The following is a 22,611-nucleotide window of genomic DNA, read 5'->3' on the forward strand; positions in this document are numbered from 1 at the left end:
TTTAATTTATCCAACAAGCCTGCGAAAACAGTTTATTATAAGTTCTATTTCGAGCAGGAGATAATTCTTAAAATGTCCAACCTTATATTTTATTTTTTTATCTCTATTGTCCGCAGATTTCTTTATGCCGCTTAAAAGCCCTTTAAAGTATGCTGCTCCCAGGCCTTTCTTCGAAAAGTATATCTGCTTGACTACGATGCCCGCAATGATAAGTGGGCTGTTTATTACAATCTGAAGAACCGGCATATTCTTATAAATCAAATATAAGTTGTTTGCCGAAGTAAGCTCTTCTTTGAAAACATTATATCTGGATCCGCTGCTGCCGCTGCCGGCATGATAAACGATCGCTGAAGGCTCAAAATAGTTACTGTATCCGTATACTCTTGCTCTGTATCCGACGTCAACGTCTTCAAGATAGCAAAAATGAGCATCATCAAACCCGCCTATTTCATCCATTATACTTTTTCTGTATATAGCTGCTCCTGCACATGCAGAAGTTATTTTTGATACCTTATTGTACTTTTTCCTGTTCTTGTCTCTGCCTGGAGAAAAAGCCCAGCCCAGTGCGCAATATAAATCCCCGGAATCATCTATCAGTTCAGGATCCTTCATTGATAGCATCTTTGCACTTACAGAAAAAGCTCTTTTTCTTTTTTCTATGGATTTAAAAAGTCTCTCGGTAAAATTCTCATCTGCGACAGTATCGTTGTTCAGAAGGATAACAAACTCGGTATCGCACATACTTATGCCTACATTTACGGCATGGGCAAAACCGGTATTGTCATTTAGCTTCTTAAACTCTAATTCCGGATATCTGCCGGGATGCACCTTCATATCATCAATTATCTCTTCCAAAGCTCCATCATCAGAGCCGTTGTCCACAACAATGACTTTGGAAGGCATTGTCTGTTTTGAAAGGCTTCTAAGGCAGTCCTTTAGAAACTTTTTTCCATTGTAGTTTGGAATTACTATGGTAACTTTATAATCTGTCATTTCTTTTTCCCGGGGAGCAATGCTATCGCACTCATGCCCTATGTCAAATTTTTGTACTCAGCTCAGGATCCCACATTATATGATATCCAAGCCTGCGAACTCTCTTTCCGAATTCGATGCATTTTTCCTTTATTTCACGCTCATTTCCAAGGCCTTGTGCTGCAATTACTGTTGTACCCTCACTAGTTGTGTCCACGTAGTTCATTCCGAAAACAGCCTGATAAAGTCCATACAGTTCAGGGCGTATCTTCATACATCTAACATCCACAGCATCTGCCTCCTGTTGAAGCACGGCAAGATGCTGATATCCGCCGCTAAATCCCTTGGGAAGTCCTTCATATCTTATATTGCCGTTTTCTTTATAATTGCCGCCAACAAGTGTTCCTCTGGCGTCCACTATCTTTCCGCCTATAACACCCAGGTCTTTTCTTTCAACAAAAGGATCGGACTTATATACAACTCTGTAAAAGCCGACATGCTTAAGGTGCTCAACTTCTGCATTTATGCCCTGTGAATTCATAAAATCCCTAAGCGCTCTTCTACCTGCTTCATAGGCATAGCTTTTACTTGCCGGATTGACTGATGTTGAATTGTCATGCATTCTCCAGTGATACAAAACCTTTGGAATATGAACCACCTGTTTTTTGGAATCCTTACTCCACATAGTATCGCCTATGGCTCTGAGGAAAAGGTCATAATCCTGTGCTCCGTCATATTCCGAACGGAATCTGCATCCAAATATCACATCAGATCTGAGCATTGTAAAGTGGCATATATAATTATTTGACAAAAACATATCCGGATTAAAAGAAGGCTTTTTATGACATTGAAAGAAGTTTTTCCCTTCATAGTCGCATTTGTCCTCATTTGAATAAATAAGCTTAGGATAGTTTTTTATAGCAGCAATTGCCATTTCACAAAGAGCATCCCTTGTGAGAAGATCGTCATGATCAAGCAATGCTATGTAGTCACCGCGGGCTATATCCAGTGCACCATTGGTATTCTCGGATATTCCTGCGTTGTCTTTTAATTTAAGATATCTTATCCTTCCATCTCCAACCGAACACTTCTTTATCCAATCCGTAAGAGGATATATTTTAACCTGTTTTCCACTCTCGTTTGTCTTAGTAACAGGCGCTTCCGCAAGTATCAGCTCCCACTTCCCGTAGGTCTGGTTCTTAACGGAATCTATCATATCCTTAAGAAAATGCTTATCAGTGTTATAACACGGAACAAGAATACTGATAAACGGAAGCATCTTGGATTTTGCAGGGTCGTTTAACAGAGCCCTGTACCACTTAAGCTGCTTGGTCAGTTCTTCCTCTGTAGGAGGAACATAGGTATAATTATCATTTCTTCTGTCCCTGAGTCTCTCAGCTGTTGCAACAATGGCATCGGACACTCCGTTTCTTCTCGCATATGCAATTGTCTTTTTTATATTGTTCAGCATAGATATAAATTATACCACAACCATAGGTTTACTCACTACAAATTTAAGCACATAAAAAGCGAAAAAAGAAGCACTGTCAGTCATTTAGACTGAAAGTGCTCCTTAGGATTATAATTATTTATTTCTCAATCAAAGCCTTTACAGCAGCAGTAAGCTCTTCCTGCTTCTTTTCTGCATCTTCAAGGCTGCTTCCCTTAACGCCCATGTAGAACTTGATCTTAGGCTCAGTTCCTGAAGGACGAGCGCAGCACCATGAATCATTATCAAGGTCAAAGTAGAGAACGTTAGATACAGGAAGATTAGTTGATCCCTTCTCACCGGTAGCAGGATTGATCGTTTCACCTGTCTTGTAATCACGGAATTCCTGTACTGTCCACTGACCGAATGTCTTAGGAGGATTGCTTCTTAATCTGTCCATAAGAGCAGCAATTTCCTTAGCGCCTTCGATACCCTTCATAGTGATTGAATACTGGCCCTCTTTGTAGTAACCATACTCATTGTACATATCGATCATAGCATCCCAAAGTGTCATGTTGTTCTTCTTGCAGAATGCAGCAACCTCGCAGAGCATCATAACTGCAACGATCGCATCCTTATCGCGGGCATGTGTACCTGCAAGGCATCCATAACTCTCTTCAAGACCGAATACATAGTTGTATTCCTGACCATGCTCTTCGAAAAGCTTAATCTGCTCACCGATATACTTAAATCCGGTAAGAACCTCAATATAGTGAAGGCCGTACTTCTCAGCCACTCTTCTTGCCATATTTGTTGTAACGATTGTTGTTACAAATGCAGGATTTGCAGGCATTGTGTTTGTGTTCTTTCTCTCTCTGAGGATATATTCACCGATAAGCATACCTGACATATTTCCTGTAAACGGAACATACTCACCGCTCTTAGTATCAAGTGCATATACGCCAAGTCTGTCTGCATCAGGATCTGTTGCAAGAACGATATCTGCTTTCTTCTCCTTTGCAAGCTCAAGTGCAAGCTTGAATGCCTTGGGATCCTCGGGATTAGGATATTCAAGTGTTGTAAATTCGGGATCCGGAAGCTCCTGCTCAGGAACGATGTAAACATTCTTAAATCCAAGCTCTGCAAGAACTCTCTTTACAGGTACAAGGCCTGTGCCGTGGAAAGGTGTGTAAACTATGGTGAGCTTTTCTGCCATTTCCTTGATAACATCAAGGTGAATGATCTGCTTCTTAAGCTCTACCATATATGCATCATCTATTTCTTTTCCGATGATCTCGTAAAGACCTGCTGCCATAGCATCTTCCTTTGACATAGTCTTTACATCATGGAAATCTGTGATAGCCTTAACTTCGCCGATGATTCCTGTATCGTGAGGAGGTGTAACCTGTGCGCCATCCTCCCAGTAAGCCTTGTAGCCGTTATATTCCGGCGGATTGTGGCTGGCTGTGATCATAACACCTGCGATACAGTTAAGCTTTCTAAGTGCAAATGAAAGCTCGGGTGTAGGACGAAGTTCGTCAAAAACGTATGCCTTGATTCCGTTTGCTGCAAGGCATCTTGCTGTTTCATCCGCAAACTCAGGAGAAAATCTTCTGCAGTCATATGAGATAGCGACGCCTCTCTTTGCTCCGTCTGCTCCGCCATTTTTCTTAATATAATTAGCAAGACCCTGGGTAGCTTTACGAACCACATACTTATTCATGCGGTTGGTTCCTGCACCGATTACTCCACGCAGTCCACCGGTACCAAATTCAAGCTCCTGGTAAAATCTTTCCTCTACCTCTTTTTCATCATTTCTGATTGACATAAGCTCTTTCTTGGTATCTTCATCAAAGTAAGAATCGTTAAGCCAATATTCGAGTTGCCTCTTTGCTTCGCTCATATTTTTCCTCCTTAGAAATCCATTCGTGCACTTTAAAAGTACACACATTTTAGTAAAACATTTATACGTTAAAAAAGCAAGTTGCGAGTTTAACCCTATTTATTTCTCAAACTGCTGTAGCCTTCAACATTAAGCGAAAAATCACTTCTATCAAGCGAGAAATTGGGATTATAGTAAGGGTCACCCTTATCAAGTACTTCTTTCCACTTGGTTCTGAAATGCTCAGATTCTCTGTCATAGCGTTTTGCATTTTCGCCTTCAAGGTCAAGGCCTCTTGATGCTGATTCGAAGTGGAACATCTCCGCAAAAGGAGTGAAAATGTTAAGGTATCCCTTCTGCCTTAATTTCAAGCAAAAATCAACGTCGTTAAGTGATACTTCAAAACCTTCGTCAAAGCCTCCTACTTCGTCGTATTTTTCCCTTGAAACCATGAGGCAAGCGCCTGTTACAGCCGATACATTCTGTGCATAGCACAATCTTCCCATGTATCCGAGGTTCATTCCCTCCTGGCCGTAATGAGAATGTCCTGCTGTTCTGTGTGCTCCGAGCCTTAAAACAATGCCTGCATGCTGGATCTTTCTATTCGGGAAATAGAGTTTTCCGCCAACAGCTCCGACATCTTTTCTCTGGGCATACATAAGCATTTCTTCCATCCAGTTCACGGTTATTACCTGTGTATCATTATTAAGAAGCAGTATATAATCGCCATCTGAATGTTTAACCCCGTAATTAACCACCTTGGAGTAGTTAAACGCAGGCTTTTTGCCATCTGCAGTAAGGTTGTTTTTATCTGCGTAAAAATCTACGATCTTTACAACACTGCTCATGGCACCATTTCTGAGCTCATCATAATATGCTGCTGTTTCTTTGGATGTACTTCCGTTTTCCACAACAATTATTTCATAGTTGTCGTAGGTTGATTTTTCATAGATAGAAGTAATGCATCTTCTTAAATCTTCTACATGCTCGCAGGTAGGGATCACAATTGAAATCTTTGGCGTTCCCTGAACTTCGTATGCAATCTTGAAGATTGTTTCAAATGCCCTGGTACTGGTGATCTTAAAGTGTTCGTAGCCGTGTCGTCTAAGATGATCCGCAACAGCGCCTCTTGCCGCGTCTATGGCATAGCTCTTGGCACTGATGTCAGATGCTACGCTTCCTGCATGTGATCTCCAATAATAAAGGAGCATTGGTACATGTACTATTTTTTCTGCATTGTCGGTAAGTCTAAGGATCATATCGTGATCCTGACTTCCGTCAAACTTGGTCCTGAAAAGCTCTGTTCCATCAAGGAGGCTTCTCTTAAACACGCTGAAATGACAGATATAGTTATTTGCTCTTAAGTTATCAGGCGCATAATCCGGTTTAAAATGCATAGTTATCATATGATCAATGCTGTTGCCTGAAAACGTAGCTTCATCACAGTATATATAGTCTGCATTCTGCTCGTTTATCACTTTTACGTAATGGTACAAAACCTCCGGATGAAGTATATCATCATGATCGAGAAGTCCTATGTACTCACCATCCGCAAGCTTTAGACATTCGTTGGTATTGCCGGAAATACCTGTGTTTTTCTCAAGTCTGTGATAAAGGATGCCGCATCGGGCGTCAGGACCTTTTTTATTTCTGCTGTCCTTTTCATATTCCCTTACTATCTGCTCAACATAGTCATGATCGGCATCAGAACCGTCAGCAAGACAAAGCTGCCAGTTTGAATAAGTCTGATACAAAACAGACTCTATCATATCCCTCAAAAACTTCTCGGGTGTATTATAAAGAGGAACCAGAATACTTATTAGAGGCATTTTCTCAAACTTCTCATTTTCCTCTTCTGTGCGTCTTTGTTCATCAGGAAAACTCTCTGTTCCGTAATGAACCTTTGCTTTTCTCTCTATCTGCTTATATTTAAGCTTAGCAATAACTCCGCCAATAGAGCCTGCATTTTTTACTCTGTCTTTTTGTCTTATGACAAAGTGCATCACGTTTCTTGCAGGAGTGCTTGCCTTCCAGATCGGATTGTTCTTAATTCTTCCAAGCTTGAATTCAAGCTCCTGATTCTTATCCTCAAGATCAGCCACTCTCTGTGCAAGCTCCGCACTCTTTAGCTTTTCTTTCTCGTATGCACTTTTATAATCCATTTCATTATTACTGCTCATCGTTTCACCTTAAGTAAATTTGGTACCCAGTTGATCAGCTTCAGACTTCCGGTCTGATCAAGCGCAACCATTCCCACCTGATAAAAACCGGGTTTTAGCTTTCCTCTGGCAATTCTCACCTTATAGCCTGTCATATCCACATCTATCTGATCCTGGAGTCGTAGTCTGATATCCGGTCTGTACCATGTATAAACCGGCATACTGTAAATCACCTTGGAGGCAGGCCTTGCGCCTTCATCGGATCTTTCAACCTGTCTTAATACAAGATGCCTTTCAAAAAAGGCATTATCTGAGCCTATTACAAAGCTGTAGCCTTTTATAAAATAGCCGTCCTTTGCTTCTCCGTCGCGTATTCCGCTCAGCCAGTTTTCCATGGTCCCGGCATACTCAACTCCAAGTCTCAAACAAGCATCCTCTCTGATCTCGGGAAGTCCGTCCTCATGTACTTTTATCTGATGATAAGGAATATCCGTAACCGGAAGGAAATCTTCACATGGTATGATCGCACTTATTGTCTCATCATCAGTCAGATATTTGCTATAAAAAGGATCCTTGTTGTAAAAACCGGGATGCCTTCTCATGAGCACTTCGTACTCCGCTGCAAGTCTCTCCATTTTTCTCATATCAAGCGTATCAAGGCCTCTTGATAATGATTCGTGATGATACAAACTTATATGGTTGCAGCATACGTTGTAATATCCTTTTTCAAATACGCTAAAGCACAGATCAACATCATTAAATGCAACAGCGAGTTCCTCCGGGAATCCGCCGATCTCATTAAATTTGTCCCTGCTGAGCATAAGGCATGCACCGGTCGCACCTATGAGGTTATGAATGCCTCTGTTAAATCCGAAATAGTGGGATTTCTGATCATGCATTCTCTGGAGCTTATGCACAGGACCTAGCCTTACATTGGTTATTCCCGCATGCTGAATAAGGTCGGTGTCGGGATAAAGAAGCTTGGCACCCACAACACCTACATGTCTTAGCTGTGCCTGAGATATCATCTCCCTGATCCAGCCATCTTGCGTAGCCTCAATATCATCATTAAGGAAAAGCAAAAAATCACCGCCAGATCTCGCAGCTCCTCTGTTACACATATGCGAGAAATTAAAATCTTCAACTTTATATAGATAATTTATCTTGGTTAATCCGTCTACGGTTCCAATACTGTTTATATATGAGCCATAGCGGACTCTGTTATAGGCGCTACTGCCATTATCAACAACTACAATCTCATACTTGATATTTTTTTCATGGGTCGTTGATACTATTGATTTAAGACACTGAAGCAATATATCCGGATGATCCTTTGTCGGGATAATGATGCTGACTGTTGTGGGTTTCATCAGCATATGTCTTGAATTGTGAAAGCCCCTTCCATAGAAAACATCCGCATCTGCATTGCGGTGGAATAATATCTCATCAATATGTCCTATAGGGAACTCGGTACCCGCTCTTTTTCCGAAAGCTCTCTCTTCTATGGCAAGCATGCAGAAAAGGACATCGGCAGATAGCATACTGGCTTCCCTACCAACAGCCTCGGGAGTATTTTTCTTAACTCCGGAAGTTCCACCAAGCATCTTTAATGCATTGTCATACTCGGAAAGTGCAGATTCATAAGTATTGGCTCTGCAGGCAAAAACACTTCCGATATAGAAAGCATTTAAATATGTATCGGGAGACCAGTCAGGCTTAAAATACGGATGAGCATATCTCCCTCGTCCTTCATATACGTCCTCGTCTCCGTACACAACATTTATTTCGGGATGCGCCTCAAAGTATCTTCTGATATTTTCTACAGCATGCCCGGCAAGCTTTCCCTTCGGGCTAACAAATATCAAAATCTTTTCAGCTGTAGCAGTAACATCTGACTCAAGCCACACACTGGTATAAGAGATCACTTCCATCGTCAGCTGAAGTCTGCCCGTGACTTTAGAAGCCTCCCCTCCCTCTACGAGGATTGGACGCTTCTCTCTCTTTTTCTCCCAGATGTTGTAAGCATTTCTTGCTTCCTGTACTGCCTTCTGGTAGCTTCTTTTTCTGTTTTTGATTAGAACACTTTTAGCTACTTTTTTAAGCATCATTTCCTGCCCTTAAAGGACACCCCTTGTTAACTCCTCCCACGCAGATATTAGCTGCGCAGAATCTTCTTTTTAATTTTGGATAAAAATTCGCCTTTTTCTTCAGTAGAATTATCCTCTGCGATTCTTAATGAATCTTCGAGTGTTTCAGCCGTCTCTCTGGGAATAATAGTCATCATAAGTGTAACCTTAAGATGGTTTTCCCTCTTCTTCTCAATATTTTCGCCCTCAAGCCCGAACTCAATATTAGGATCATCTGTTCCAAAAACTATGCTGTCTTCGGATATCCAGGAGCCGTTTGGATGAATGGATATGTGAAGATCACCCTCTTCTACCGATACATCATTCCAAAGAACCTGCTTTAATGTGACAATGCAAGATGAAAATGCAGGATCTATACGGATATTTCTAACCCTATCATTGCACTCAACGTCCAAAGTCACAATATTGTGATCGTTGTATGTATCCTCCGGGAAAATGGAATCATCTTCGCTATAACCATCGCCCTCATCCACATAAATCTGGATTTCTTCGGCACTTCTGGCCATATCAGCCTTGCCTGCAAGTTCTTTCGGAACAAAGGTATTTCTTCCTATCTTTTTCCATAATTCAACATAAGACTTGCGTCTTCCTGTCACATACTTCTGGAATTCAGCTTCTTCAGCAAGAAGTCCCTTGATGTCCTCCTCAGAAAGGCCTATCTTTTCATACAATTCCTTGACATCAAGCTTCTCTCTTGCTCTGTCCTCAAGCTTGTAACTGTACAATGCCCTGAAAGCAATCTCCTTGGCAGGTATACATTTGCCGTAAGTCCACTCGTAATCGATTATTGTCCAAATAGGACCGTTTACAAGTATATTCGGGAAGATCAGATCATAATCGGTTACCGGATAATCAGGTCTGTAACCTATCCTGCGCATATATTCCCTGAAAAGTGCATCAAATGAGTCCTTATCATCTGACTCAAGACACGCATCAAAGAGAGCTGTAAGCGGGATACCGTTAACATACGAAAAGATCGCACATCTTGACTTCTCATCAAGCTGGCAGTCATTAACCTCCAGATCTCCGCCTCTATATCTCTCCCTAAGTCCATAATAAGCATCCTGCATGCCAAAAATATGGTCGATTGCAGCCTCTGTAAGAGGATATTTCTTTATAACCTTTCTACCGAGCTTATCAACTGTGATATCGGTTCTTATCTTATATTCATCCGCTCTATCGTTAGAATATTTACAATATATCGTATCAAATCCAGGTCCTAATATTACCTCAAAAGAATTGGCAAAATCCGGGTACATTCCATCATGTATAAGGCACTCATATGCCCTCTTTTCATTGAAAAGAATCATTCTGTCCCTGTCGTAATTGCGAACGTTATCCAAAAGTTCCCCATACTGAGGCAGATGCCTATCTGAATGAAGGGACGTCATCAGCTTGTAATCCGGATACGGATAATAGAAATGATAGTCTTTTATGCCGCACTTTCTAAATATACGAATAAGTCCGTTTCTTGTGAAAGTCCTTGCCACAGCATCCTTTGAGTATCCTTCAATACCGGAGAAGTAACTGCCAAGGTGATCCTCGGGGGCTCCTGCAAAATACTTAAGACCTGTTCTGTTTTCGATTGCGATTACAATTCGGCCATCCTTCTTTAGATGTTTTTTCAGCATTAAAAGAAAGTTCTCGTACGGATTTTCTGTGCCAATATACCCCTGTCCGTATTCAAACACGCCTATCAGAAATATGAAGTCAAAGTCAGAGGGTAGATCAGGCTCTATATCCCTGAAATTACCTACATGTATTGTGACATTGTCACATTCACTGTTTCTGGTAGCATTTATCTCACTTCTTCTGCGTGAAAGGTCACAGGCAATAACCTCCCCTGCCTTTTCAGAAAGCATGCCAGTTATAGCGCCGCATCCGGCACCTACTTCAAGCACTTTCTCATTTCCTTTCATCGGAATCCATTCGACAATATTGCTTCTAAGCTCAGATAAATGGTAAAGAATCGGCCAACTTGCCTTCTTCTCTATTATCTCAGGGTATTCTTCCTTTTTATGCTTTCTGACAATGTCGAAGATCTCGTTCTCAACAGCCCCGTCACTGTATAGATCGAGTCCTGCATAATGTTTGTAGTTAAGTTTTACATTCCCAATAAATACTTCTTCCTGCATTAAATTCAATCCTTCTTTGAATCTGTCACACACACAGTTGATTCCATATCAAAATATCCGACAGTATTTTTATCTGATACAACAGTAATGTTAAGTGCATCGTAGAGACGATGATACACTACAAAATCATCCTGCTCAAACCCTGTTACCCCAAAGGATACAAGATATTCGCCGCCCTGAAGCAGCATCCTCTGTGTGAAAGTAATATCCTTCTCATCACCTGCTTTTACAGGTTCAAGAAAAGCTTTTTCAACCATGGAATTGGTTCCTGTTATCTCAATGCCCATGATATTTTTAAATGTATAAGCAAATATAGGACCGGCTATATCCTTAAGGAATTTAACCTTCATATGAATAGTAAACTCCGTGCCCTTTACAACAGAATTAGTCCTAAGCCCCTTTGCGTCTGTTGCGTAAAATTCTGTTATCTTAGCTCCGCTGTTTCCATATTCCAAAACATCCGGATTAGTATCATCTGCCTTGGACTCTTTCTCTGCTGCCTTTTTTTCCTCTTCTATCTTTTTAGAAGCGGCAGCTCTTATATCCTCATCTTCAAGAAGTGACTTCACATCACTAGTCGGCAGTGGATACTGACCTACAAGCACCTGCTTGTAAATATCTATCATCTTCTTGGGTGCGCCTTCGCCGAGAATAACACCCTGATTTAAAAGCACAGCCCTGTCACAATATCTGCTTATTGTCGACAGGTCATGTGATACAAACAGAATTGTCTTACCCTGCTGTTTGAATTCTTCAAATTTGTGATAGCACTTGGCCTGAAAAAATACATCTCCAACTGAAAGCGCCTCATCAACGATCAGAATTTCAGGATCGATGTTTATCGCAACCGCAAAAGCAAGTCTGACAAACATACCGCTTGAATAGGTCTTTACAGGCTGATACACATAATCGCCGATATCGGCAAATTCAAGAATTGCATCAAGTCTTTTGTCTATCTCCTCTTCGGAAAAACCGATCATCATTCCGTTCAGGTATATGTTGTCGATTCCGTTGTACTCCATATTAAATCCGGCACCAAGTTCAAGCAGCGCAGATATATGTCCGTCAACTTCAACATTTCCCGATGTGGGAGAAAGAACTCCTGTGATTATCTTAAGGATCGTGGATTTACCGGAGCCGTTTGTTCCGATAATTCCTATTGTCTCGCCTCTTTTGATCTCAAGGTTTACATGATTTAAGGCTATATGCTCCGTGCATCTGTCTTCTTTTAAAAGTCCCAGAGCATCCTTCAACCTGTCGGAATTCTTATTATAGAGTTTATATACTTTTGTAAGGTCCGTGACCTTTATCGCTATATCCTTATCCATAAACAGTACTTTCTATGTATTAGAGCACATCAGCAAAATGTGTCTTTGATCTCTTAAAAATAAGTGAGCCGATACAGAATACAACTACAACAAAAATCCAAAAATAGGTGCTTGAATAAAAATGTTCAAAGAACCATTCCTGTCCGTATACCGAGCTCCTGTAGCCATTAACAATATAAGTCATTGGATTAAGCTTGATTATCCACTTAAACTTATCGGGCAGCATATTCAAATCCCACATAATAGGAGTTGCCCACTGTCCAACCTGCAGTACTATCGCAAGTATCTGTGTGAGGTCTCTGAAAAACACTACAACCGCGCATGTCGTGTAGCATAAAGAAAGCACGAGAACAAATTCACAGATAGCATAATAAAACAACTGCAAGGTATAAACAGAAGGAGCATACCCGTATAACCAGGCTACTATCAGCATAACAAGTGCAAAGAAAACATGAATAAAAAGTGCTGCAATAACCTTAATAAGAGGCAGAATACTGATCTTAAAAAGGACCTTCTTAACAAGGTAATTGTACTCAAGAAGTGATGTTGTACCATTCATCAGAGCTTCATTAAAGAAAAACCATGGTACAAGTCCCGTTGTCAGAAACAGAACAAAGGGGACATCTATCCCTCCTGCAACCATCTGTGATCTCTGATGAAAAATACGATCAAAAACAAAGAAATACATCAAAACAGTGACCACCGGCTGAACCAGTGCCCACACGATGCCCATATAGGAACCTGCATATCTTTTTTTGAAATCATTAACTGAAAGCCGCCAGATAAGTTTTCTGGAATTATAGAGCTCCACAGGTAAGACCATGAGCTTGTCATACCACACCGTCATAAGGATACATGACAGTATGATAAGCACGCAGGCACAAATCTTTTTTAAGAACTCAGTCTCCTGATCTGCAAATGGATTATAGTGGAATACTATGACTGCCATAAAAACAGCAGCCACAATATAATACACACCAAGCACTACCTTCTTGGGAAACTCACTGATTATCGGCAAACGGTCTCTTTTTCCACTGGCCATTATTACTGTACTCCGTGTTCCCTCTTATAGTCCGCAAGTGTTCCCCACTTAGGATCCTTCTCTGACATGATAAGTTCTGATTCATCAGCGTAAGGCCAATCAATACCTATCTCCTCATCCTTCCAAAGAATTCCACCTTCATCGTCCGGATGATAAAAATCAGAACATTTATATGCAAACTCAGCATAGTCGGAAAGTACAAGGAAACCATGTGCAAAGCCCTTGGGGATAAAGAACTGTTTCTTATTCTCTGCTGAAAGAGTAACGCCAAACCATTTTCCGAAGGTTTTTGAACCCTCTCTTAAGTCGACTGCAACGTCAAATACTTCACCGCTTACAACTCTTACAAGCTTATCCTGCGGAAAGTTCTTCTGGAAATGAAGGCCTCTTAAAACACCCTTCTTGGATGCTGACTGGTTATCCTGAACGAATTCCATATCAATTCCTGCAGCCTCAAAGTCCCTTTTTGAATATGTCTCCATGAAATAGCCTCTGCTATCTCCGAAAACCTGCGGTGTAATTACTTTAAGTCCTTCTATTTCACATGTTTCTACAGTTATCTTTCCCATTTTAATTCTAAATCCTCCAAAAATAGATTATTGTTTTTCATCTGAAAAACAGAAGTTATACTTCATAAATCAGTTGGAAGCTTCCTTGGAAGCATCCTCGGGTTTAACATCATAAGGTCTGTCTGTTCCGGGTCTTGTTGCTTCATTTAAAGCATCATTTGATGTTCCTTCTTCCGGTGTAACTTTATCTGTTTCAGACTCTTTCTGCTTGTCCTGGTCCTGTGTTTCTTCAAGATCCTGCTCATCTTCGGGTTCAGCGCTATCTTCTTCATCAGCTGCTTCATCCTGATCATCAGATTCTAAATCCGCAGATTCATCAGCCGGCTTATCTATAAGATCCGTGGTATCTTCTTCCTGTTCCTCTGCATTGGCAGGAACGGGTACATTATCAACCACTACAACTACAGATGGCCTTTGCTCGCTCTTATCAAAAAAGTCATCTGCGGTAAGAAACCCCTTTAAATCATCTCCGATCTGTTCTCCATACTCGCTGCTTATCTCCTCTGTTGTTTCATAAACAGAATCATCGGTATCTGCAAAATCATCAGCACCGATGAGCGCATGAATCTTATCCCTGTTGGCTGCGTAAACCACAACTCCGACAAGGACACATGTTGTTATTATTGCAAGTATAGACAGTTTGAATGATTTAGAGTCCATTTGCTACCTCAACAAGATATTTACCATAGTCAGTTTTCATAAGGGGTTCTGCAAGCTTAAGGAGCTGCTCCTTGTCAATAAAACCTCTCTTGTAAGCAATCTCTTCGATACATGAAACATAAAGTCCCTGTCTCTTCTGGAAAGCACATACAAAGTCTGCTGCATCAAGCAGTGAATCGTGGTTTCCTGTATCAAGCCATGCAAAGCCTCGGCCCATAGTCTCAACCCTGAGGTCACCACGACGAAGATACTCGTTATTTACACTTGTTATCTCGATCTCGCCTCTGGCAGAAGGCTTTACGTTTTTAGCAATCTCTATTACATCATTGTCGTAGAAATAAAGTCCCGGTACTGCATAGTTGCTCTTGGGATGCTCGGGCTTTTCTTCGATTGAAAGAGCCTTGCCGTTTTCATCAAATTCTACAACGCCGTATTCTCTTGGATCACGGACATAGTATCCGAATATTGTTGCACCCTTTTCTCTTGATGCAACTTCCTTAAGAAGCTTACTAAAGCTCTGACCATAGAAGATGTTATCTCCAAGGACAAGTGCTACAGAGTCGCTTCCGATAAATTTCTCACCGATAATAAATGCATCGGCAAGTCCTCTTGGCTGCTCCTGAATTGCATAGGAGAATGACATTCCAAGCTGCTCGCCAGTTCCGAAGAGGTCTTCAAAGATAGGAAGGTCTCTGGGAGTTGAAATAATAAGTACTTCTCTTATGCCAGCAAGCATAAGTGTTGATAAAGGATAGTAAATCATCGGCTTGTCATAAACCGGCATAATCTGCTTTGAAATTGCTCTTGTTAACGGATAAAGTCTTGTTCCGGAACCTCCGGCAAGTATGATACCTTTCATTAAAAAATCCTCCAATTCTTCATTCGAAGATAGTCAAAAACTGCGGTGCATACCCTGCACCAATATATACTATAACATAAAAACGTGATTTATCATCATATGTTTAATATTGCACGTTATTTAGATTCTAAATCATCACTTTTACGAACTTCATCAATAATAAACGGGGGCCTGTTGCGGGACTCCTCAAGAACTCTCCAAATGTACTCTCCAAGAACTCCAAGTGTGAGCATGATCATTCCCGAAGCAAATAAAATAACGCACATAAGTGATGCATAACCCGCAATCGGTGTGCCTACAGTGAGTTTCTCATAAATAGCGCTGATGATACCGATAAGTGAAGCTATTGCAAACAAAACTCCGCACACAGACATAGCTCTGATAGGAAAATATGAAAAGCTCATCATTGAGTCAACAACAAGTTTAAATTTCTTGCCAAATGTCCATCTGGATTTTCCGACGGTGCGATCTTTTCTGTGGAAGTAAACCTTTGCACTGCGGAATCCGAGCCACATAACCTGAAGTGTAAGGGATGAATTTTTCTCATCCATAAGTTCAAGCACTTTTATAGCCTGCCTGTCCAGAAGATAGCAGTCACAACCACCCTGTGGCATTTCCTTGTTTATTGTTTTTCTAACAAGATAGTAATAGCAGCCGGCAAAGAACTTCTTCATAGCGCCTTCATCTCGCTCAGCTCTTATGGCAAGAACAACCTTGTTTCCCTCTTTCCATTTCTCATAGAGATCCAAAATGAGCGTTGAATCTTCCTGAAGGTCTGCCTGCTTGGTAACGGCACAGTCACCTGTACATACCGACAAGCCTGCAAGGATTGCAGCATGTTCTCCAAAATTCCTGGAAAGCCTTGTGCATACGACATTTTTATCCTTCTTGGCAATGTTATTCATTATTTCCCAGGAATTATCTCCTGAACCGTCATCTACAAACACGATCTCATAATCGCCAATCTTTCCGAGGATTTTTTCTTTCATATCCTCGTAAAGCATCTCCAGTGTATCGGAGTTGTAGTAGACAGGAACTACGATTGAAATCTTACTCATTAACGTCTCCTGTTTAAAGCATATATTTTAGCATATATCCATTATGCTCTTTTACCAGCTTATTATAATTTGAACTACCTCTATAACGCAACAACAGAGAGCCTTGGCAGTTAGCCATAGCTCTCCTGTTATAAATCAATTTATAGAATATATGATTTCTTTGGAAATTCAATATTCGTATTGGATCTGGTCCTTACAAAGCGCTTCTATCAGATCAAAGCTTGTTCCCATACATGCTGTCATAATACTTCTGATAATCGCCGCTTGTTACGTGCTCCATCCAGTCTTCATGAGCAAAGAACCATTCAATTGTCTTTCTGATGCCTTCCTTGAACATTGTCTCAGGCTCCCAGCCAATCTCCTTCTTGATCTTATCGGGAGCGATGGCATAACGACGGTCGTGTCCCTTTCTGTCCTCAACATAAGTGATAAGATCGTATGTGAGCTTCTCTTTTCTGGGGTCTGAATCGTCAAGTGATTCTCTAAGTACATCGATGATTGTCTGTACGATCTCGATGTTCTGCTTTTCATTGTGACCACCGATATTGTAGGTCTCAAAGAGTCTGCCCTTTTCCTGAACCATGTCGATTGCCTTTGCGTGGTCCTCAACATAGAGCCAGTCACGAACATTCTTACCGTCACCGTATACGGGAAGTGCCTTTCCTTCAAGAGCATTGTGGATCATGAGAGGAATAAGCTTCTCAGGGAACTGGTAAGGGCCGTAGTTGTTTGAGCAGTTTGTGATATTTGCAGGGAACTTATAAGTATCCATGTAAGCCTTAACAAGCATATCTGAGCTTGCCTTACTTGCTGAGTAAGGACTGTGAGGATCGTAAGGTGTATCCTCATAGAAATATGCGCCAGGATCTTCGGGAAGTGAACCGTATACCTCGTCTGTACTTACGTGAAGGAACTTCTTACCTTCCTTAAATGAACCGTCAGGAAGCTCCCATGCTTTCTTAGCTGCGTTGAGCATTGTAGCTGTACCAAGAACATTGGTCTCTACAAAGATTTCGGGATTAACGATAGATCTGTCAACATGGCTCTCAGCCGCAAAATGAACTACGCGGTCGATATCATTTTCCTCAAAAATCTTATTGATGGCATCTCTGTCACAGATGTTAGCCTTGATAAATGTGTAGTTATCTCTCTTCTCAACATCAAGAAGGTTCTCAAGGTTACCTGCGTATGTAAGCGCATCCACATTGATAATACGGATCTCATTGTCATATTTTTTGAACATGTAATGTATATAGTTAGATCCGATAAATCCCGCACCACCGGTTACTAAATAAGTTCTCATTATAATCCTCCGAAAACATTGTTATAAAATCATTAAACTATTCTAACTGTTTAATAAGATTAATGCAAATCAACTAAATTTCTTTATATTGCAAGTTGTTTTTATCCCTTATATGCAAAAACCTGTAAAGATATGCTCCCACTATTATCAGGAAAAAATTTCTGCCTATATATCTTGAAACAAATGTAGCCTCTACTATGGTATATAACGATATGGAAAAAAAGATAAGGAGTACCCAGACATTTTTTTCCTTAAGGCACATATAGATAACTACCAACATAATTACAGCCATAAGGGCAACAGGTATTATTCCGTACCAGTAAAAGAGTCTCACCCATCCCATATCAAAATAGTCCTCTGCATCATGGCCTGCAAAAAGCTTCCAATTGCTTAAAACCGCCCCATGATCATGAGCACTGTAATAGATACTGCTTAGTCTGTTGCTTAGATTTCTGTCTATAGCCCAGAACAGTTCTCCCGGCTCAAGTCCCCCGTCAGAATATCCGCCTTCACTGTATGCAGCAGTAAGTATCGCAGTCACGATGCAAAAAACAGGAGAAAATAAGGCCTCTAAAAAATATACAAATCTCCACCCTGAAATCATTGGGAACAATCTTATCACCACGGCCAAAACTAAAGTAATAAAGAGAACAATAATGCCTGTTCTTGATCTTGTAAGATATGAGCTTACGGTAAAAGCCAAAAACAAAATAAGGTAGTGCCAGAGCTTACCTGTCATCCCATAGAGATACAGCCACATCAATATAAGAACATATATGCAGCCAAGGAGTGTATTTGGATGTCCAAAGCCAAATACATATCTTTTTTCAGCTTCTATACCTCTTCCAAAATCCGCAACCTGATATACATCTCCCAAAACTCCGATTAAGGAAAGAAAAGCGATAATAACAAACCCTGTAAGGCTCACATAAAAGCTTACTTTAACCGCATCTTTTAAACTGACATCCTTTGCAGCCAGAATAAAGGCCGTAATTCTAAGAAGGTCATTTTTACCGGATAATCTGTAACAAATAAATGTAAATAATAACAAAAATATTATTACAGACCATTCCTTTTTATCATGAAAAGATATCATCACTGCAAGGAATGTAAGAGCAAAGGTAATGCGAAAGACGTAGCTTTCATAGGGAAAAATTATTTCGCTTTTTTCAATTATCATAAGGACAAGCTCTATAAAAAGGGCCACGTAAAATAAAAGCCCTGATATCTTTTTCCTTATATCTTCATATTCTTTTAGATTAAACGCTCTGATATTCATAACAAATAAAAAATTAAAATCCCTGTAATTATCAGTATCATTCCTATGATTTTGTTTCTGGTTATCTTCTCATTAAAAAATAATCTGCCAAGAAACATAACAAGTATATATCCTATTGGCTCAATTATTACCACATACATGTAGGGCATATGACCATAACATACTATGGCAATAAACATTGAAATTACTAAAAGCCCATAGCCGCCTACAACCAGAATATTAAGGTATTGCCTTATAAAGCCGTTATATTCTTTCCCTGAGCTCTTCTTTAGTAATATCTGAGAAACAGAAGCAAGGAGTTGTCCAAACAGGGCAAGCAGCACAAATAATATCAAATTATCTACCTCCTGTTTTCAAAAGAGTTTGACTCTGACTTTTCTACTAAAAACTCCGATTTGGTATTTCCAGGAGCATTTAAAATGATCGTTCCTACAATCACCAGAAATACTCCAATTATCTTAGAAGGACTAATATTTTCTCTAAACAGCAAAACGCTCCACAGAAGTGACCATAGAAGCGTCATCGCTTTATTTGCATAAGCAATCGACAGTTCGAAACGCTTTAACAGCTGCTGCCACAAAATGGCATATATGCCAAGAACAGCAAAGTCAAGAATATAAAGCAAAATAAATTCTTTTGACAAGAACTTATAGTCAGACACCAGCTTACTTATAACAGTTGTAAGGGAGTATATAAAAACCGCCCCCTGCAGAAAAAAAATCGCATAGATTCTTTTGTAGATACCATTTTTCATGGATTAAAAATATCTCCTCTATAAGCAAAATCATGATAAAAATACAGGTGGCTTAGCTCCAAGCATGATGCGAAGCCTTTTTAGCCTTAATTTATCCCACTCTCTGTATTTACATACGCTTTCTTCACACTTTTCAAGCAATGACTTGAATTTATCTTCATCCTCCATCCATGAATTTTTCTCATACTGTGATGTAAAAATCCATGGAAGAAGCCTTTCAACCAAGTACGCCTCAGCAGGAAAATTGACCTCTTTTCTGTATTCCATAAGTGTATTTAGATTTTTGTAAAAGGTTTTTGAATTTTTCAGAATCTGTGCCCTGTTTATAATGTAGCATCCGCCGGGACTAAAGTTACAAAACCTCGGTATAACAGGATTTTTATATACAAATCTCATAAAATCATCCATATCATAAAAATACCTGTATTCATGGCTTCTATTCATATACCAGGAATTATTTTTCTCTATATATCCTTCTTCGCAAAGAAGTGATGCCAGAGAATCCGGATCTCCTCCCTTTTTATACTTATCCCACATTGAGCTGTCCTGGTAGAGAAACGTGAACCATTTGTTTTGATATACCCTGTCAAAAAACTCTTTGGATACATGCCTTCCTATAATGTTCCCCTTTAAAAGTACAATCCACTCGGGGAGGGAGTCGTAATTGTCTATAAAATAATGAAAATAGCTTGTCAGATTATGCCCTGTATTCTCATAATGTATAAACTCAATCCCCTCGTTCTTAAGCTTTGTGGTCGTTTCACCATCATCCGAGGTATCAATGACAAGATATTTCTCACAATATTCTAAAAGCTCGCGTGGTACAGTATTATAATTATGAATCAGAAAAAAAGTATCTGTCTTCTTCATAGATTTCCCCTCTAAGTTCAATAATTACTTCTTGAATTATATTTCAGATATACTACCTGTCTAATAAACCAAGTCTACATTCCATAAATAACATCTGCAAAATGAGCAGCGATATGCTCATTACATGCCTGATTCACATGAATGTTATCAAGAAGAAACTCTGCGCTGTTGGTTTCATCTATTGTTCCGTAGTAATTGTCTATAAATGAAACCCCGGTATCCCCACAGGCATCTATCATATGCTGAAGATATGTGGTAAGTCTTCCGTTTCCAAAGTCCACCATATCTCCGTTTTTAAGTGTTCCGTCAGAATCATACGCATAGCAGAATGTAAATGACATGCAGACAATTCTTATAAACGGATATTTTTCCTGAATCGCCCTGATTCCGGCATCCAGCGCTCCCATATATGTCATGCTGTCAAGGGAATCGTTGGGATTCATTCCGGGTCTTAGGTTTACATAATCCGAAGCATTATAATATATAACGATCGTATCGACCGCATTGTAGTCAACACCTGAAAGTGTCTGAACGGCTCTTAAATATGTAGGGTCGTCCATTCCCTGTGCGGTGCTTTCCATTTCAGAAAAATCTCCGGAAGCTACTGACATCGCAGCATTATAGAAGCTGAATCTGTCGAGCTTGTATGAGTCATCATATGTAGCATTCTTTAAAGCTATTGTTGTTTCGGGAAATCCCGCATTTATTACTTCTGCGCCAGTCTTTTCAGCTATCTGGCCGCAGATTCCGCTCTCCGATGAGTCGTAGGTAACAGCGTCATTACCGAAAACAAGAATTGTTTCCTTGTCATCCTGCTCATGTCCCTCAAGCTTTTCAGCAGGGAGCGTGAAAATCTGATCGAGCATCTCAACCTCATACTCCGTCGGATCAACATCTGAGGTATCGATCGTAGTTCCCTTGTTCCACTTCAAAAGTCGCATAGCAGCAAACAATACAATTACCAGAATAGTACAAATAATGGCAATATGTACCCATATAGGAATGCCGCCTCTTTCATCGTTATCGTTTTGTCTAAAATCTGACATATTTTTTCCTTCCTTTTTTCAAGCAGTGCGCTGTCAGTACTCTACAGAAAACAGCTCTTCAAAATCAAACCTCTCTATTATATCTCTCATAGAAGAAAGCTCATCCTCAAACTGTTCCATGCTGCGTACCTCATGTGTACCGTCAGCAAAACACTCCGTCATATATCTGTTTATTTCAGGCTTGTAGTGGGTGTAATCCGCATAATTGTTAAGGTCGGTCACAACCTCCTCCATATTCTGAAAATAAAACAGATGCACATTATCATACTTCAAAAATTCCTCTGCGGCAAATTCGTACTGTCTCATAGTTGCCTCAAGGTGATTTTCGCAGATGACATTATTCCAGTACAATATGCTGTAAGGCGGGAAAAATACATAAAACTGAGTATCCGGATTCTCTTCTACAAAGGGAAGGATATTGACCTTTAAATTTTCTCCGGTCTGTTCTATAAAAAGCTCTTTGTCAGCTTCGGTCTCCACCCTTTGCGGTTCCTCATAATTGTGCATTACCCACTGGATATTATAATATTCGTCAGTCCACCAGCTCGCATAAGCCTCTGATAAGTTTGTTCCCTTTTTCTGAATAAACGGACGCATAATATATTGTAAAAGCACATCCTTATTCCACAGATACTTAACATCATTTATAGGGTTGTCATCATACAGATACATTGGAAGCTCGTACTTTATCTCATTAACATCCGCTGTGAGAGTCGGCACGTCAAGCCCCAGGAAAACCGCTTTAACATCATTGTTTTTCCTTGCATAACTGTCCTTGTCAAAAACAATGTTTAATATATTCGAATCATCCTTGGGATATGCTCCGCTGTATGAAAGCTTAAGAGTATTCAGGCCCATGAGCTCATAAAAATCATCCGTATGGAAATTGACCGTCATCGAGGATCCTATTATGCAGCTGTCATAATCCATATTCCTTGCCATTCCCGGGTTCTGTGACAATTGATTATCAACAACATAATAAAATCCATCTCTTGGTCCGTGGTAATGGAAAAACGGATCCACATAGATTACAAGTGCAGTCACTGCTGCGAGCATAACTAAAACCAGTCCCAGAAAAATCCATATTAAATTCTTTTTGCTACTCTTTTTATTATCCAT

At 40.2% G+C, this 22,611-nt stretch carries 19 protein-coding genes; all 19 read right to left on the minus strand.

The annotated features are described in order from the left end of the window. Positions 1–6: 6 nt before the first annotated feature. The 19 genes from T543_RS00095 to T543_RS00185 all read right to left on the minus strand — a co-directional run bounded on the left by T543_RS00095 (position 7) and on the right by T543_RS00185 (position 22,611). Complete coding sequence (locus tag T543_RS00095) at positions 7–993, minus strand: glycosyltransferase family 2 protein (protein ID WP_035764424.1); 987 nt, start codon at positions 991–993, stop codon at positions 7–9. 43 nt (positions 994–1,036) lie between these two features. Then, complete coding sequence (locus T543_RS00100) at positions 1,037–2,443, minus strand: glycosyltransferase (RefSeq protein WP_051638419.1); 1,407 nt, start codon at positions 2,441–2,443, stop codon at positions 1,037–1,039. A 118-nt stretch (positions 2,444–2,561) separates the two neighbouring features. Continuing rightward, complete coding sequence (locus tag T543_RS00105; RefSeq protein WP_035764426.1) at positions 2,562–4,304, minus strand: phospho-sugar mutase; 1,743 nt, start codon at positions 4,302–4,304, stop codon at positions 2,562–2,564. A 95-nt stretch (positions 4,305–4,399) separates the two neighbouring features. Next, complete coding sequence (locus T543_RS00110; protein WP_035764428.1) at positions 4,400–6,463, minus strand: glycosyltransferase family 2 protein; 2,064 nt, start codon at positions 6,461–6,463, stop codon at positions 4,400–4,402. Then, the gene (locus T543_RS00115; protein WP_197023903.1) at positions 6,460–8,547 is read right to left on the minus strand and encodes a glycosyltransferase family 2 protein; all 2,088 of its coding nucleotides are present in this window, start codon (positions 8,545–8,547) and stop codon (positions 6,460–6,462) included. The genes T543_RS00110 and T543_RS00115 overlap by 4 nt, the downstream gene beginning before the upstream one ends. Positions 8,548–8,597: 50 nt before the next feature. Continuing rightward, entirely contained in the window at positions 8,598–10,724 is a 2,127-nt protein-coding gene (locus tag T543_RS15485; protein WP_081829862.1) for a class I SAM-dependent methyltransferase, read from the minus strand. A gap of 5 nt (positions 10,725–10,729) precedes the next feature. After that, positions 10,730–12,052 carry an ABC transporter ATP-binding protein gene (locus T543_RS00125; RefSeq protein WP_035764432.1) on the minus strand — a complete coding sequence of 441 codons (1,323 nt, stop codon included), beginning with the start codon at positions 12,050–12,052 and terminating at the stop codon, positions 10,730–10,732. A gap of 19 nt (positions 12,053–12,071) precedes the next feature. Next, a complete protein-coding gene (locus T543_RS00130) occupies positions 12,072–13,094 on the minus strand; it encodes an ABC transporter permease (RefSeq protein WP_081829863.1) in 1,023 nt (340 codons plus the stop codon). A 2-nt stretch (positions 13,095–13,096) separates the two neighbouring features. Beyond that, positions 13,097–13,663, minus strand: a complete 567-nt coding sequence (rfbC, locus tag T543_RS00135) for a dTDP-4-dehydrorhamnose 3,5-epimerase (RefSeq protein ID WP_035764434.1) — start codon at positions 13,661–13,663, stop codon at positions 13,097–13,099. 69 nt (positions 13,664–13,732) lie between these two features. Beyond that, a complete protein-coding gene (locus tag T543_RS14865) occupies positions 13,733–14,323 on the minus strand; it encodes a prolipoprotein diacylglyceryl transferase (protein WP_051638420.1) in 591 nt (196 codons plus the stop codon). After that, complete coding sequence (gene rfbA, locus T543_RS00145) at positions 14,313–15,182, minus strand: glucose-1-phosphate thymidylyltransferase RfbA (protein ID WP_035764436.1); 870 nt, start codon at positions 15,180–15,182, stop codon at positions 14,313–14,315. Before rfbA ends, T543_RS14865 begins: the two co-directional genes overlap by 11 nt. 116 nt (positions 15,183–15,298) lie before the next feature. Further along, positions 15,299–16,240 carry a glycosyltransferase family 2 protein gene (locus T543_RS00150; protein WP_035764439.1) on the minus strand — a complete coding sequence of 314 codons (942 nt, stop codon included), beginning with the start codon at positions 16,238–16,240 and terminating at the stop codon, positions 15,299–15,301. A 214-nt stretch (positions 16,241–16,454) separates the two neighbouring features. Further along, the gene (gene rfbB / locus T543_RS00155; RefSeq protein WP_035764440.1) at positions 16,455–17,543 is read right to left on the minus strand and encodes a dTDP-glucose 4,6-dehydratase; all 1,089 of its coding nucleotides are present in this window, start codon (positions 17,541–17,543) and stop codon (positions 16,455–16,457) included. A 73-nt stretch (positions 17,544–17,616) separates the two neighbouring features. After that, entirely contained in the window at positions 17,617–18,723 is a 1,107-nt protein-coding gene (locus T543_RS00160; protein ID WP_155843079.1) for a hypothetical protein, read from the minus strand. A gap of 95 nt (positions 18,724–18,818) precedes the next feature. Continuing rightward, positions 18,819–19,157, minus strand: coding sequence for a DMT family transporter (locus T543_RS00165; protein WP_051638421.1), 339 nt, complete (start codon positions 19,155–19,157; stop codon positions 18,819–18,821). 5 nt (positions 19,158–19,162) lie between these two features. Then, on the minus strand, positions 19,163–19,576 hold the full coding sequence (locus T543_RS00170; RefSeq protein WP_035764445.1) for an EamA family transporter: 414 nt from the start codon (positions 19,574–19,576) through the stop codon (positions 19,163–19,165). A 30-nt stretch (positions 19,577–19,606) separates the two neighbouring features. Beyond that, positions 19,607–20,446: a DUF3431 domain-containing protein gene (locus T543_RS00175; protein ID WP_035764447.1), complete on the minus strand. Its 840-nt coding sequence runs from the start codon at positions 20,444–20,446 to the stop codon at positions 19,607–19,609. Positions 20,447–20,520: 74 nt separating this feature from the next. Then, positions 20,521–21,492 (minus strand): hypothetical protein, encoded by a 972-nt coding sequence (locus tag T543_RS00180; protein WP_035764450.1) that lies wholly within the window; start codon positions 21,490–21,492, stop codon positions 20,521–20,523. 33 nt (positions 21,493–21,525) lie between these two features. Beyond that, positions 21,526–22,611, minus strand: coding sequence for a hypothetical protein (locus T543_RS00185; RefSeq protein WP_035764453.1), 1,086 nt, complete (start codon positions 22,609–22,611; stop codon positions 21,526–21,528).

Source organism: Butyrivibrio sp. NC2002 (assembly GCF_000702265.1).
In the GTDB taxonomy this organism is placed as follows: Bacteria; Bacillota; Clostridia; order Lachnospirales; family Lachnospiraceae; genus Butyrivibrio.

Coding starts and splice junctions, on each gene's coding strand:
- T543_RS00175 (WP_035764447.1), bottom strand. CDS start 20,446: ATGAAGAAGACAGATACTTTTTTTCTGATTCATAATTATAATACTGTA.
- T543_RS15485 (WP_081829862.1), bottom strand. CDS start 10,724: ATGCAGGAAGAAGTATTTATTGGGAATGTAAAACTTAACTACAAACAT.
- T543_RS00150 (WP_035764439.1), bottom strand. CDS start 16,240: ATGAGTAAGATTTCAATCGTAGTTCCTGTCTACTACAACTCCGATACA.
- T543_RS00110 (WP_035764428.1), bottom strand. CDS start 6,463: ATGAGCAGTAATAATGAAATGGATTATAAAAGTGCATACGAGAAAGAA.
- T543_RS00125 (WP_035764432.1), bottom strand. CDS start 12,052: ATGGATAAGGATATAGCGATAAAGGTCACGGACCTTACAAAAGTATAT.
- T543_RS00180 (WP_035764450.1), bottom strand. CDS start 21,492: ATGTCAGATTTTAGACAAAACGATAACGATGAAAGAGGCGGCATTCCT.
- T543_RS00115 (WP_197023903.1), bottom strand. CDS start 8,547: ATGCTTAAAAAAGTAGCTAAAAGTGTTCTAATCAAAAACAGAAAAAGA.
- T543_RS00160 (WP_155843079.1), bottom strand. CDS start 18,723: ATGATAATTGAAAAAAGCGAAATAATTTTTCCCTATGAAAGCTACGTC.
- rfbA (WP_035764436.1), bottom strand. CDS start 15,182: ATGAAAGGTATCATACTTGCCGGAGGTTCCGGAACAAGACTTTATCCG.
- T543_RS00105 (WP_035764426.1), bottom strand. CDS start 4,304: ATGAGCGAAGCAAAGAGGCAACTCGAATATTGGCTTAACGATTCTTAC.
- T543_RS00170 (WP_035764445.1), bottom strand. CDS start 19,576: ATGAAAAATGGTATCTACAAAAGAATCTATGCGATTTTTTTTCTGCAG.
- T543_RS00095 (WP_035764424.1), bottom strand. CDS start 993: ATGACAGATTATAAAGTTACCATAGTAATTCCAAACTACAATGGAAAA.
- T543_RS00130 (WP_081829863.1), bottom strand. CDS start 13,094: ATGGCCAGTGGAAAAAGAGACCGTTTGCCGATAATCAGTGAGTTTCCC.
- T543_RS00185 (WP_035764453.1), bottom strand. CDS start 22,611: ATGGATAATAAAAAGAGTAGCAAAAAGAATTTAATATGGATTTTTCTG.
- rfbB (WP_035764440.1), bottom strand. CDS start 17,543: ATGAGAACTTATTTAGTAACCGGTGGTGCGGGATTTATCGGATCTAAC.
- T543_RS00100 (WP_051638419.1), bottom strand. CDS start 2,443: ATGCTGAACAATATAAAAAAGACAATTGCATATGCGAGAAGAAACGGA.
- T543_RS14865 (WP_051638420.1), bottom strand. CDS start 14,323: ATGGACTCTAAATCATTCAAACTGTCTATACTTGCAATAATAACAACA.
- rfbC (WP_035764434.1), bottom strand. CDS start 13,663: ATGGGAAAGATAACTGTAGAAACATGTGAAATAGAAGGACTTAAAGTA.